Source organism: Rhizobium leguminosarum bv. viciae, from assembly GCF_012276115.1.
In the GTDB taxonomy this organism is placed as follows: domain Bacteria; phylum Pseudomonadota; class Alphaproteobacteria; order Rhizobiales; family Rhizobiaceae; genus Rhizobium; species Rhizobium leguminosarum_T.
This window is the reverse complement of record NZ_WIEU01000008.1, coordinates 26314-39649: the sequence shown is the minus strand read 5'-3', so window position 1 is coordinate 39649 and position 13336 is coordinate 26314. Positions and strand designations below refer to the sequence as shown.

At 59.4% G+C, this 13336-nt stretch carries 9 protein-coding genes; 6 read left to right on the top strand and 3 right to left on the bottom strand.

Annotated elements, in window-relative coordinates; translation table 11 throughout:
- Positions 1–38 precede the first annotated feature (38 nt).
- Entirely contained in the window at positions 39–1079 is a 1041-nt protein-coding gene (locus tag GFM02_RS16115) for a S1 family peptidase (protein WP_168322144.1), read from the top strand.
- A 61-nt stretch (positions 1080–1140) separates the two neighbouring features.
- On the opposite strand, the gene GFM02_RS16110 is transcribed toward GFM02_RS16115, so the two are convergent.
- Positions 1141–2274, bottom strand: a complete 1134-nt coding sequence (locus tag GFM02_RS16110) for an RHE_PE00001 family protein (RefSeq protein WP_168322143.1) — start codon at positions 2272–2274, stop codon at positions 1141–1143.
- 190 nt (positions 2275–2464) lie between these two features.
- On the opposite strand from GFM02_RS16110, the gene GFM02_RS16105 reads away from it, so the two are divergent.
- From GFM02_RS16105 to repC, 4 genes are all read left to right on the top strand, one after another.
- A complete protein-coding gene (locus GFM02_RS16105) occupies positions 2465–3613 on the top strand; it encodes a tyrosine-type recombinase/integrase (RefSeq protein WP_168322142.1) in 1149 nt (382 codons plus the stop codon).
- 551 nt (positions 3614–4164) lie between these two features.
- The gene (gene repA / locus GFM02_RS16100; protein ID WP_168322141.1) at positions 4165–5379 is read left to right on the top strand and encodes a plasmid partitioning protein RepA; all 1215 of its coding nucleotides are present in this window, start codon (positions 4165–4167) and stop codon (positions 5377–5379) included.
- Positions 5376–6401, top strand: coding sequence for a plasmid partitioning protein RepB (gene repB, locus GFM02_RS16095; RefSeq protein ID WP_168322140.1), 1026 nt, complete (start codon positions 5376–5378; stop codon positions 6399–6401). The genes repA and repB overlap by 4 nt, the downstream gene beginning before the upstream one ends.
- A gap of 155 nt (positions 6402–6556) precedes the next feature.
- A complete protein-coding gene (repC, locus tag GFM02_RS16090; protein ID WP_168322139.1) occupies positions 6557–7771 on the top strand; it encodes a plasmid replication protein RepC in 1215 nt (404 codons plus the stop codon).
- Between the two features lie 260 nt (positions 7772–8031).
- Here repC and GFM02_RS16085 read toward each other — a convergent pair whose 3' ends face one another.
- The gene (locus GFM02_RS16085) at positions 8032–8949 is read right to left on the bottom strand and encodes a nucleotidyl transferase AbiEii/AbiGii toxin family protein (protein WP_168273991.1); all 918 of its coding nucleotides are present in this window, start codon (positions 8947–8949) and stop codon (positions 8032–8034) included.
- Positions 8939–9775: a type IV toxin-antitoxin system AbiEi family antitoxin gene (locus tag GFM02_RS16080; protein ID WP_168322239.1), complete on the bottom strand. Its 837-nt coding sequence runs from the start codon at positions 9773–9775 to the stop codon at positions 8939–8941. The genes GFM02_RS16085 and GFM02_RS16080 overlap by 11 nt, the downstream gene beginning before the upstream one ends.
- A gap of 1378 nt (positions 9776–11153) precedes the next feature.
- On the opposite strand from GFM02_RS16080, the gene GFM02_RS16075 reads away from it, so the two are divergent.
- Positions 11154–13280, top strand: a complete 2127-nt coding sequence (locus tag GFM02_RS16075) for a ParB/RepB/Spo0J family partition protein (RefSeq protein ID WP_168322138.1) — start codon at positions 11154–11156, stop codon at positions 13278–13280.
- The last annotated feature ends 56 nt before the right edge of the window (positions 13281–13336 follow it).

The following is a 13336-nucleotide window of genomic DNA, read 5'->3' as shown; positions in this document are numbered from 1 at the left end:
TGGCTGCTATAGAATAGACGCGGAATCAGGAGTAACGGATGCAACTCTACAAAACCGAAAACATGATCCCGAACTTCGCGTTCGCATTGCAGAAATTTATTCTCAACGCCATCGAAGAGAGCGTTCCGCATTTACGTGCGGACTTTCCCCCACTCGGCCAATTCAATTTCGAAATCGGTTTTGACCATGAAATCAGCCTCGTCACGATGGTGTTTAGGACTTCTGGGATACCGGCCGGCGGCCAAATGAAACCGGACAGGTTTGAAGAGCTGAAGCAGATCGTTAAAAGCTTGAGGGAGTATTCCGAGCTAAGAGCGCTGTCGGAACTGACAAATAGTTTCGGTTGGGACAGGTTCATCCTCGCACTGGACGTGGTCGATGACGCGGTTGATTGGGATATGGCCCAAGCGCGCGTGGTCGACTGGCTGAATGAATTGCCTTTAGACCGAGCACTCAAACACAATCGGGACCGTGTGCAGGACGCGATCCCGTCGCCACCTCAATACGCGCTTGCCACAGTACAAAAAGCCATGTGGGTCCTGGAGTGCGAGGAAGCCATGGTGCAAGGATCGGCGTTCGAGATCGAGCGATATGGTTTTGTCACTAACGACCACGTCGTTCGCGAGGCCGAAGCGATGGTCGCTTTTCAGGTGGACGACATCAACACTCGGTATCCTGTTAGGATTATCGCCCAGAACGCTGTTCTGGACCTGGCAATTATCGACATTGTCGGCGCCAACGGCGGTCACGCGCTTGAGATCGAACTCAACGAAGCCGTGCCGATGGATCACGTCGCGGTCTGCGGCTTCCCAAACTACCGTCTGGGCGACTCTGGCGTGCTGGTGCCTGGATTGATCATCGGCTCGCGCCCGAGGTCGGGCGTTCAGCGCTTACTCACCAATGCGCCCATAGTCGTCGGCATGAGCGGCGGACCCGCGATCGGTGCGAACGGCAAAGCCGTCGGCGTTTGCGTGACGGGAGCCGGTACATTCTCAAGTGCCTCGGAAACGGAAGATCATTCGATCATTCCTATCTCGGCACTTGAGCTGCTCGAAGCGCCGGACCGGAAGTCAAGTTAAAGGTCGCGCGACACCCATCGAACCTTTTATCTCAGGGCGACGGGGTCCTCGATTGCGTCAACTAAAGAACACCCCACGCCCGAAACCTCCCCCTCCCCGTCATCTCGCGCAGGCCGAGCTCCAAAACGATCCGCCGAGCCGCCTGCGGCGTGACATCGAGCGTCTTCGCCACCATCCCGGCCGAGACGAGCGGCTTTGCTATGGCCAGCTCAACCAGTTCTGGCAGCTTTGACGACGTCCGGCGCCCTTCCAGTTTTCGCTCGAACAGCGTGCGCGCCAAAACCAGCCGGTCATGCTCTTTTAGACCGAGCTCGGCGGCTGCGCTCAGGCCGTGAGCAATGGCGAGCAACCGGGTCTCCCGATCACGATGGCGGCGCCGATCGACGGGAATGGTTTTCAGTCCGAGATTGATGGCGGCAAGATGCGCACCGGTCGTGACACCGGCTTGGCGCAGGATAGAGGCGGCGAGCAGCCGGCCGAGCCAAGGCGCGTGCTGCAGGACGGCAAGCTCGTTCCAGGAATCGAGGGCGACGATCGCCTGCAGAACCGCCGGCAGGTTTTCAGCCTGGCGCAACACGCTGCGCCATTCGTCGAGTCGGGCATCCTCATCCCAGTCGAGATCATAGACCAGCGGATCGGCCGGAACCCGGCCGGACTTTTTGGCTCGTTCGATCGCGGCGTCAGAGCGCGCGAGCAGCGCATCGATGGCCGCGTAGTCAACGCCGGGCAGGCTCTCGACGGCGCCGTCGACATCTTCCCCCTCCCCTTCCGAGTCGATCGCGGCCGCCGGCCAATTTACTTCTGCCGTCGTCGCCTCGTCCGCGCCGCCCGCCCCGATCTCCGAGGTTTTCCGCAGCAAGCGGATGCCGTCGGCAGAGAACGCCCAATCCGGGGATTGGCCGGCGATGCGCCGGCGGGTTCGCAGCACGTCGCGGGCGATTGTCAGCTCGTGGGTGGGTGTGCGAATATCGCGGGTGGCGTCATGGAGGACGAGGTCTTCGAGATGCACGAGTTCGCCGTCGATCCATAGCGAGGCACAGGCGTCGGCGAAGTGGGACCGCTCGATCCAGCCGTGCCCGACCGGGGAACGGGCGACGCGCTCGTCCAGACGCGCCAGTTCGACACCGGCGCGGAATGCCGGCTCCATCAAGGGTGTCATGCTGATTTTTGTGAAATCGTAAGCCATTGAAATCATGGTAAATGATTTCTTACACGAACTCTATCTGAATATTGCGGTTCGCCACATGGTATGATTGCTAGTTGGCGCTCTAACCATCGATAAGTACTGGTTATCGATGGTAGATTGATTTTGAGGTCCAAATCAGCAAGAGTCGGGGCAAATCACGGTCTCCTAGGCCGCCGGAACCGTCCTTTTGGAGACCCCTGTGGCCAAACCCAAGACATCACTGACTGCCGTCGAGCGCCGCGCCGAAGAGCTCGACACCATCGCCGCCGTACTGCCGATCGAGCGCCGCGACGAACTCGCCGAACTGCTCAGCGACCAGGATGTCGAGACGTTGCGCCATCTCGTCAACCAGGGCATGGGCGATAACACACTGCGGGCGCTGACCTCCGATCTGACCTATCTTGAAGCCTGGGGATTGGCCGCCACCGGACATTCTCTCCCTTGGCCGGCACCCGAGGCGCTGCTGCTAAAGTTCGTCGCCCATCACCTCTGGGATCCGCAACACCGCGAGACCGATCCCGATCACGGCATGCCGGCCGATGTCGAGCAAAACCTTCGAAGCCAGGGGCTTCTCAAATCCGTCGGCCCGCACGCGCCGGCGACGGTACGTCGGCGGCTGGCCACCTGGTCGACGCTGACGAAATGGCGCGGTTTTGACGGGGCCTTCACCTCCCCTTCTGTGAAATCCGCGATCCGCCTCGCCGTGCGCGCCGTCCCCCGGACGCGGGGTCGCAAGAGCGCCAAGGCGGTCACCGGCGATGTCCTGGCAAAGCTGCTGGCGACTTGCGCCACCGACAGTCTGCGCGATCTCCGGGACCGGGCAATCCTGATGGTCGCCTTTGCCTCCGGCGGCCGAAGGCGCAGCGAGATCGCTGGGCTGCGCCGCGAACAGATGACCGTCGAGCCGCCGATTCCGGTCGAGAATAGCGCCCCCCTCCCCTCTCTCGCCATCCATCTTGGCCGTACCAAAACCAGCAGTGGCGAGCAGGACGATGTCGTCTATCTCACCGGTAGGCCCGTGGAAGCGCTGAATGCCTGGATGGTGGCCGCGAAGATCGACAGCGGCAGCGTGTTTCGGGCGATCGGGCGGTGGGGGACTTTGTCGCGGCGCCAGATCGATCCGCAGTCGGTCAATGCGATCATCAAGCAGCGGGCGGAGATGGCAGGGTTGGACAGTGGGGAGTTTTCCGCGCACGGGTTGCGGTCGGGATTTCTCACTGAGGCGGCCATCCGCAACATCCCGCTCCTCGAAGCCATGGAACAGTCGCGTCATCGGTCAGTGCAACAGGCGTCGAACTACTACAACAACGCTACACGTCCAAGCGGACGCGCCGCCCGTATGCTGTGACGCTGGCTTCTGTTCTGTGTCCGAAGATAACGAAAGGTCTCCCGCTCGAGCTAAAGTGTGCCTATTTGCGTGAGCACCTCGCGCCAAAACTTGCTAACAGAGTAGGTAACCATAGCCCCTCCCTCGCGAAGGAATGCGATCAGTAGGTCGACGGTTTCAATCCCGGGTCGGCGCGTGCTTTGAGTGAGAGCTCCCCTCGCCGCTCTGCTCCGTAGTGAATAAAGTTCGTTGGCAAACAGGTCGATTCGGCCGAGATCTCAATGTGTTCCGCGGCAAGAGTTACTACGGCTGGATTAAGCGAGCACTTTGGCTTGCGCTTTTCCAACGCTGGAGAGGAATCGCAGTTTCTCTCGGATAGCTAGATAACTCCTTGTTTTTCATGGATGCGAGGGCTCGAAACCATCGATTTTACGGGAAGGACCAGTCAGTGTATTAACTGCTTGTTAACCAAAAAACTCTTGCCCGGCTGACAGAATCGGGGCCTATTGCCATCGGCGGAATTCTTTCGATTGTTCGCTTCAAACCGCCACTGGCAAGAAACGGGTTATGGGATGGCGAAAAACGCCGTAAAGACAGCGTCGGAAATCGAAGGATTGACCGCTTTGATGGAGCGACATGCTGAGGCCCTGTCGGGACAATTGCAAGCGCATCATGTCAAGGTCTTTCCGCCGTCTGCAGAGAAAGGCATCCGAGGGTTTGGGCCGTCGGAGGCCGCAAAGCTTCTCGGCGTCAAAGAATCCTATCTTCGCCAAATCGCGTCCGACATGCCGGAACTGAACGTCAGTACGGGTGCGGGCGGCCGTCGTATATTTTCGATCGAGGATATCCATCAGATCCGGAAGCATATGGATCAGGTGGGTCGCGGCAATCGACGCTACCTGCCCCACCGGCGCGATGGCGAGCAACTGCAAGTCATTTCCGTGATGAATTTCAAGGGTGGGTCGGGCAAGACCACGACGTCGGCACATCTGGCCCAGTATCTTGCGATGCGGGGATATCGCGTGCTCGCGATCGATCTCGATCCTCAGGCCAGCCTGTCCGCCTTGTTCGGCAACCAGCCGGAAATTCATGTAGGTCCAAACGAAACGCTCTACGGCGCCATTCGCTACGATGAAGAGCAGCGCCCGATCGAAGAGGTAGTCCGGGCAACCTACATACCCGATCTCCATCTCATTCCCGGCAATCTTGAGCTTATGGAGTTCGAGCACGACACGCCGCGCGCCCTAATGAGCCGCAAGGAAGGCGATACGCTTTTCTACGGGCGGATCAGCCAGGTCATCGAGGACATCGCGGACAATTACGACGTCGTCGTCATCGACTGCCCTCCCCAGCTCGGCTATCTCACGCTTTCGGCGCTGACCGCCGCAACGTCGATCCTGGTGACCGTGCATCCGCAGATGCTCGATGTCATGTCGATGAACCAGTTTTTGGCAATGACGTCAAACCTGCTGCGGGAAATTGAAAATGCTGGCGCCAGGTTCAACTTCAACTGGATGCGGTATCTTATCACCCGCTTCGAGCCGAGCGACGGCCCACAAAACCAGATGGTAGGTTACCTCCGGTCGATCTTCGGCGAGAACGTGCTCAATTTTCCGATGCTGAAAACGACGGCTGTCTCCGATGCCGGGCTGACAAACCAGACTCTTTTCGAAGTCGAGCGGGGCCAATTCACGCGTTCCACCTACGATCGCGCCTTGGAGGCGATGAACGCCGTCAATGACGAGATCGAATCTTTGATCAAAAAAGCGTGGGGTAGATCCACATGAGCCGAAAGGACATTTTGGGCGTTTCCGCAACTATACCGACCGCGCCTTCGCCGAACGATCCGCAAGCGCCAAAAAGCCGAACCATGCCGCTTCTCGGCGTGGCCCGCAAAGACCGTGACCCCGCGACCAAGCTGACCGCCAATATCGGCAACGCTTTGCGCGAGCAGAACGATCGCGTGGAACGAGCCGAGGAAATTGAACGGCGTCTTGCCGAGGGACAGGCAGTGATCGATCTCGATCCGAAGGTTATTGACCCTTCGTTCATGCAGGATCGGATGCCGGGTGACATTGATGGGCTGCTCGCGTCTATCAAGGAACAGGGTCAGCAGGTGCCAATCCTCGTGCGCCCTCACCCGCAGACGTCCGGCCGCTATGAAGTTGCCTTCGGCCATCGCCGCTTGCGCGCGGTGACGGAACTCGGTCTAGCGGTCAAGGCGGTCGTCCGGGATTTGACGGACGAGCAGCTGGTGGTTGCCCAAGGTCAGGAAAATAACGAGCGTCAGGATCTATCCTTTATCGAGAAGGCGCGCTTTGCCGCCCGCCTGAAAGAACGTTTTACCCGCGACGTGATCATCTCATCGATGTCAGTCGACAAAGGAGATCTCTCCAAGATGCTCTCCATCATCGAGGCCCTTCCCTCGGACTTGATCGATGCCATCGGCCCTGCCCCCGGTATCGGCCTCAGAAGCTGGCAGGAACTGGCAGAGCTGATCGATAAGACCTCCTCGGCCGACAACGTCCTCGAGCAGATGCGTTCCAGCGAGTTGCAGTCACTTCAGTCGGCAGAGCGATTCAAGGCGCTGATTGCACATCTGAAGCCGCGCCGGTTGGAACGCGGTCTCCCTGAGGTCATGGCGAGCCCTGCTGGCGAGCGCCTGGCGCAGGTGAAGCAGAGCAAGGCGAAGGTGGAAATCATGATCGATCGGAAGGCGATGCCGGACTTTGCGGCCTTCGTGCTCGAACAACTGCCGGCGCTTTATGAAGCGCACCGTGCGAAACAGAAACAGAAGAAGGAAGCGTAACGCGCAAAAGAAAAGAGCCCCCTCAACGTTGCCGTCGCGGAAGCCCTTCTGTCTCTTTAGCACGAACAGAATCGCATTTCCTCGAATCCTCGTCAAGAGTCTTTGGCACCGATGTGGTGAGCAAATTTCTTTTGCCTGCTGAAAGGTAAGAGACGATGCAAACGGGAAATGTGACGACGCCCTTTGGGCGGCGGCCGATTTCGCTTGCCCTGGTCAGACGACAGCAAACTGTTGCCGAGATCAAGGCGGGGAAGTCGGCAGAGAAGTGGAAAGTCTTTCGCGACGTTTCGGCGGCAATGGCTCTGCTTGGCATTCAATCCAACAGCTTGGCGGTGCTTGACGCCTTGCTGAGCTTCTATCCGGAAAACGATTTGCGCCAAGACGTGCCGCTGATCGTTTTTCCGTCGAACGCGCAGCTGTCATTGCGTGCCCATGGCATGGCGGGTTCCACCCTCCGACGGCATCTTGCCGTGCTTGTTGAGGCCGGCCTGATCGTTCGAAAAGATAGCGCCAACGGCAAGCGCTACGTACGCAGAGACCACACGGGTGACATCGAGCACGCCTTCGGTTTCGATCTTTCGCCATTGCTGTCTCGCGCGGAAGAGCTCGCCATGTTGGCGCAGCAGATCGTCGCGGAGCGCGCCGCCTTCAAGAGGATGAAAGAGAATCTGACGATCTGCCGGCGCGACGTGCGCAAGCTGATTTCGGCTGCCATGGAAGAAGGAGCGGAGGGCGATTGGCAGGCGATCGAAGGCATTTATGTAGGGCTGGTTGCCCGACTGCCACGCGCGCCATCGCCTGCTGATGTAAGCACAATCCTCGACGAAATGCAGATGCTGAAAGAGGAGGTGCTCAACCGGCTGGAAAATCAGGAAAAAGCGGAAAAATCTAGCGGCAATGCTGCCCATATCGAGCGTCACATACAGAATTCAAAACCCGAATCCTTCAATGAACTTGAACCTAGCTCCGGAAAAGCGCAGGGGGCAAAATCGAGCGGGGCGAATGGAAGCCAGCGAGAGCCGTTGAAGGCATTCCCGCTCGGCCTGGTGCTGAAGGCATGCCCGCAGGTTATCGATTATGGGGCCGGCGGCACAATCGGGACCTGGCGCGAGTTGATGTCCGCAGCGGTCGTCGTCCGGTCGATGCTGGGGATCAGCCCGTCGGCCTATCAGGAGGCGTGTGAAGTCATGGGGCCGGAAAACGCGGCGGTCGCGGTTGCCGGCATCCTGGAGCGAGCAAACATGATCAATTCTCCGGGCGGATACTTGCGGGATCTCACGCGACGGTCTGAGCGAGGCGAATTTTCGCTGGGACCGATGATCATGGCCTTGTTGAAGGCGAATGGTCTGGCGCAAACGAGAGCGGGGTAGGGGCGGTCGGGCCATTTCGAAGAGAACCGCGAGGACGTTTGCCCCCCGAAGGCGCCGTAGAAAAGTTGGTCGCGACCAACTCTGCTAAACCCTTGTAGTCGTTTGTTTTTTGAACTTCGATATTTTGGAGCGAAATCACCAGCTGGAAGTACGGCCTTCGAGGAAGACCGAGGGGTAATCTCCGATAGGCACGGCGTCGGGCGGCAGGAGAAGCGAGCCGGTCGTCGGATCATCGATCCCGCAGATCGGCCAAAGGCGCGTCATCGTGTGAAGAGGTGCTCGATCTCCCGGCGCTGTTCGGCGTGTTTGGGCGGATTGTCGTTCCTTAGTTTTTGCAGGTTGAGGATCTTCCAGCGGACGGCCGGCAAGGCGAGGGCGTGCGGCAAGCCGATAACCTCGAAGTCAGGGTCACCATCGTGAAGGGACAGCAGAAACGTTCGGGCCTTATCATCAAGGCGCGCCTGGATGTCCTTCAGGAACCGCTCCCGGACATCCAGCAATTCATCCAGCGAGACCTTCTCGATTGTCATCCCATCGAATTCTTGATTGAAGACATGTGCGACGTCGGCCCTATTGGGCTGCAGCAATTCGTGGGGCGGGCGTCCAGAACTCGCCACGTAGACGAGGAAGGTGCGAAACAGCGGGTCCGTCAGTCCCTCGTGTTCATAGAGCAACTTGATGTCGAAGAGATCGCGCGGGTGCTGGCGATCGACTGCTGCATGCATTTTGCCACCGAAGAGGTCTTCGAAGGCGACAACCTGCATTTCTGCAAAACCAAACTGGTCTTCGACCCGCTCGCTGACCCTCCGTCGTTCGACGGGGTGCACGGTGCCGCGGGCGACCGGAGAGGTTTCGATCTTGATTGCGGTCTGGCCCCGCCTCACCTCGACGCGTGTATCGCCGCCACCGCCACCCGCTATTCGCTTTGCCCGGACCCCCTTGATTCTTTCAACCTCGGCAGCGACCCGGTCGAGGGCTTCGTCGATCTCAACCAGGCTCTCGACCCTCGGTTTGAGCGGAAGGTAGGTCAGGTCGATATCGACCGAGAGACGCGGGAGGTCTCTGTAGAAGAGATTGATGGCGGTTCCACCCTTCAATGCGAAAGCCGGTTCGTCGGCAATCATCGGCAGGGCTTGGACGAGGAGCTCGAGCTGGGAAATATACTGGTCACGGGCCATCGCTGCCCTCCGGCTTCCCGGGAAGATACTCTTCCGGAATGGTGATGCGGTATGTGGGATGCAGTTTACCGCCCTTGATGAATGAGCGGTCGCCGCTTCCAAGTTCGATGATCGACCGTTCGACATGCTTGAGCCAAGCATGCTCGTGGCGGTCGGCAAAGACGAAGAAAAGCCTTTTCACCTGGACCTTGGTGCAGTCGGCCAGAAGCTCGGTGATACGACGCGGGCGCAGGTTGGTCAGACCCTCGAAGATAGTATCGATGTTGTGAAAGCTTTCGTTGTCCGGCAGTTCGTCAAGCGCTTCGAGGATGGCCCGCTCCGGCGTTGAAGCGCGTATCGTCCAGTTCTGTAGAAACAGGATGGCGTTGCCGTCCGGTTCAGCCGCCAGTGGTTCGATCCCAAGATTCGCCGTCTTGAAGAGTCGCGTGCTGCGCAGGACGGGGAGGCCATTGGTGGGGAGATTCGCGAGCCATCGGGGAGCATCGCCATAGATGAAGATTTTTTCGGCGGCCCCTAGCGCCAGGTAATGCACATGCCCGCGAAGTCCGAGCGCCGTGCGGCCGCCGACATGGAACGGGTAATTCATGATTGTCTGCGCAGACATCACCGCAATGCGCCAGTCGATGCGTTCTTCTGCCGAACCATCCCGCCCCGAGGGACGCCGATAAACTCCATGCATGACGGGCTCAAGCCAGCCTCGGCGGAGATAGTCATGTGTCGAACTCCGGCGGATTTCCATTTTCCGCATCCATGCAGAATCCACGATGAAGCCTGCAGGGACCTCGTCCAGCATTGACTTTAACTTATCGCGTTTTTGTTCGCTCATGACGGACAAAAATGACATCTTTAAAAGTGGTGCGCAAGGAGACTTTATAAGAAGAGAAAATTGTCCGTTTCAAACGGACTTTCAAGGCCGATCGGGCGGCGGTGAAGCCCGCCCGTCATCGTTCGTTTTGGGGCCATTTTGCCCAAGGCTGTAGGAAGGCGCGACAGTTCTTCATGGCCACGCGCAGAAAATGCAGGCTTCGACCTTGCGATCCTTCCCTTTCGTACTCACGAAGCAGAACGTCCGGACCGGCACGCCGAATGTGCTTCGACCATGTTCGGCGAGGTGCAGCACGCTGCCATGGGCAAGACCGTTGCGAAGGATGTTGCAGAAGAGGGCGGCATTAGCACAGCCCCTGCAGTCAGCTCCGCTGGCAATTCGAGAGCAGCTCTCACGTCGGCAGGCAGACCTCCTTGCGAAAGGTCCGGGAGGCCCGTTCCGCATCGGTAGATGGTGGTATCGCCAGGCGTCGGGTTGGTAGAATGGCACTTGGGAGATCGGCTGCTCGCCGATGTTTTCCGAGTTGCCGCAGCCAATCGACTGCTTAGGACGCTGTCGTTCAAATGCCCGACTGTATGCCCCGTCTGCGGTTTCCATATCCGCTCGATCGGCAGGTTGATCATCGGCGTGGAGATCGCAAGCAGGAACGACGCCTTCAGGGGAGGGAGCCGTCGTCACGCTTTTCGGAGGCCAGAGCTCATCGATCAGTATCTGGCAACGGCGCCGGATGTCGACGCTGAAATTTTGCGGGTTTCCCATCGGCGTTCATCTCCTGGCGATCGAACGCCCGGGCGAGCGCGCCATCCCGGTCCACTGACACATTCTTATCCCGGTCCCGAACCGCACGTAATCTCTCAAACTCGCTAGTCCCTTGGCTCTTCTACGCTATCGGCTGTGATTTGCTCGTTGGGATGATTTTCCTATTTTAGTTTGGCCTGGCTCTTAAGGCGGAATGGAACAAAAGAAGAACACAATTAATATTGTTACACACATGAAGTCCTATTCAACGCGAACCAGGGGAAGGCCGTGGACAATGTCGCTCGCGCGAAACGCCGGGGGAGAAGCTGAGGGAGCGGATTGCACACCTGGACGCTCCCTTCGCTTTAGCACCTCGTGCACAACGCGTCGCGGATCGGTTCGACCGGCATCGCCTTCGGCCCGGGCTGTCGGCAAAGCTGAAGCATGGCCGTGCCAGTCTTCACTCGAAGGCTTCGATCCCCGACGCAGCATTACCGGGCTTGGCCGAAAGGGAAGCTTCGCCGGTGGAAGCGGTGGGACATGGTGAGAAGGCGGTAGAGGAAGAGGAGGGACGGGAAAGCTGTGACGGATTGAGAGGGTTGGAGAGAGGCTCCGCCCGGTCCGTTATGGAGAAACCGACATGGCCCTGGCCATTCAGAAAATCACCCTTAGTACAGCCCGCGACATACCCTTCAACAAGCTTACGTTGAGCCAAGAGAACGTCCGAAAGATCAAAGCAGGCGTGTCGATCGAGGATCTCGCCGAAGACATCGCCCACCGGGGTCTGCTGACCAGCCTCAACGTCCGTCCCGAACTCGACGGCGACGGTAACGAGACCGGCATCTATCGCATCCCGGCAGGCGGTCGTCGCTATCGGGCCCTCGAACGGCTCGTCGCGCAGAAGCGGCTCGCTAAGACCGCCGGCGTTCCCTGCACCGTCAGCAAAGGCGAAACGCTTGAAGTCGAAGACTCCCTTGCCGAAAACGTCCAGCGCGTATCCTTGCATCCGCTCGACCAGTTCCGCGCTTTCCAGACTTTGCGGGAGCAGGGGCTCGGCGAGGAGGAGATCGCCGCGCGCTTCTTCGTTTCGGTTGCGACAGTCAGGCAGCGGCTTCGTCTGGCGTCCGTCTCGCCGCGGCTTCTCGACTTCTATGCCGAGGACGAGATGACGCTGGAGCAGATCATCGCCTTCTCGATCACCAATGACCACGTCCGCCAGGAGCAGGTCTGGGACACGATCTCGCGCTCTCATAGCCGCGAGCCGTATTATATCCGCCGGCTGCTGACCGAAACGGCAATCCGCGCCAGCGACCGCCGTGCTGTTTATGTCGGCATCGAAGCCTACGAGGCCGCAGGCGGTGCGACCATGCGCGATCTGTTCGAGCAGGACCAGGGCGGCTGGCTGCAGGATCCGGCGCTGCTGGAGCAGCTTGTGATGGAAAAGCTCAAGACTGACGCCGAGGCGATCCAGGTGAGCGAAGGCTGGAAATGGGTCGAAGCCGCGTTCGATTTCCCCTACGGCCACACATCCGGCCTGCGCCGCTTCTACGGCGAGCAGGCCGAAATGACTGAAGACGGACTGGCCCGCTATGACGCCACCCGCGCCGAATACGACAAGCTCGACGCAGGGTATGCCGAGGCGAGCGAGTACTCGGAAGCGACCGAACAGAAACTGGAGGAGCTTGGTGCCGAGCTCGACCGGCTCAACGACCGTCCGTACGTGTTCGATCCACAGAAGGTCGCCCGCGGCGGTGTCTTCGTGTCGCTCGGCGCCAGTGGCGACCTCAAGATCGAGCGAGGCTTCGTGCGGCCCGAGGATGAACCGAAGGATAAGACCGGTACCTCGGCTGATGTCAGCGACGGTCGTGCGGATCATGGCGGTGATCTACGAGTATCCGGCGGCGCCGGCGGTGAAGGCACCGAACCGGACGACGAGGACGAAACGATCAAGCCGCTTCCCGACCGACTCGTTCTCGATCTCACGGCAGCGCGGACGATCGCTTTGCGCAACGCACTGGCGAACAACCCGGTCATCGCCTTTGTCGCCGTCCTGCATGCCTTTGTTCTAAAGACCTTCTACGTCTACGGATCGGATTCATGCCTGGAGGTGACGCTGCAGAGCGCTCGCTTCAGCCAGACGGCCGGCCTCGGCGATACGGTCTGGGCGAAGGAGATCGATCAAAGGCAGGAAGGCTGGGGCCAGGATTTGCCCAAGGATCCGAACGATCTCTGGGATTTCCTGATCAAGCTCGACGAGGTCAGCCGCCAGGCCTTGTTTGCCCATTGCGCCTCGTTGTCGGTCAACGCGGTGATCGAACCCTGGAACAAGCGGACACGCGCCATCGCCCATGCCGATCAGCTCGCCAGTTCGATCGGCTTCGATATGGTGGAAGCCGGTTGGACGACGACCGCCGATAATTATCTCGGCCGTGTCACGAAGGCGCACATCCTGCAGGCGGTTCGTGAGGCAAAGGGGGACCAGGCGGCGGAACTCATCGGCCATCTCAAGAAGGCCGACATGGCCCGCGAGGCCGAGCGGCTGATGACGGGCTGCGGCTGGTTGCCTGAACCCCTTCGCATGATGGTCGAGGAAGGCACCATCGAACACAACGCTGTCGGAGACACCATCGGGTCCGACGAGGGCGAGACAATCTTCGAAGCTCAGGACCTGCCGGCCTTCCTGGTCGAAGATCCGGAAACATCGAGCGATGACACCGGCGATACGGAAAGTGCGATCGACGGCGAGCATCTCGCCGCCGCCGAATAGTGACCCGACCCAGATTGACCCGATCGCATTTGCGGTCGGGTCCTTTTCCCAACAGC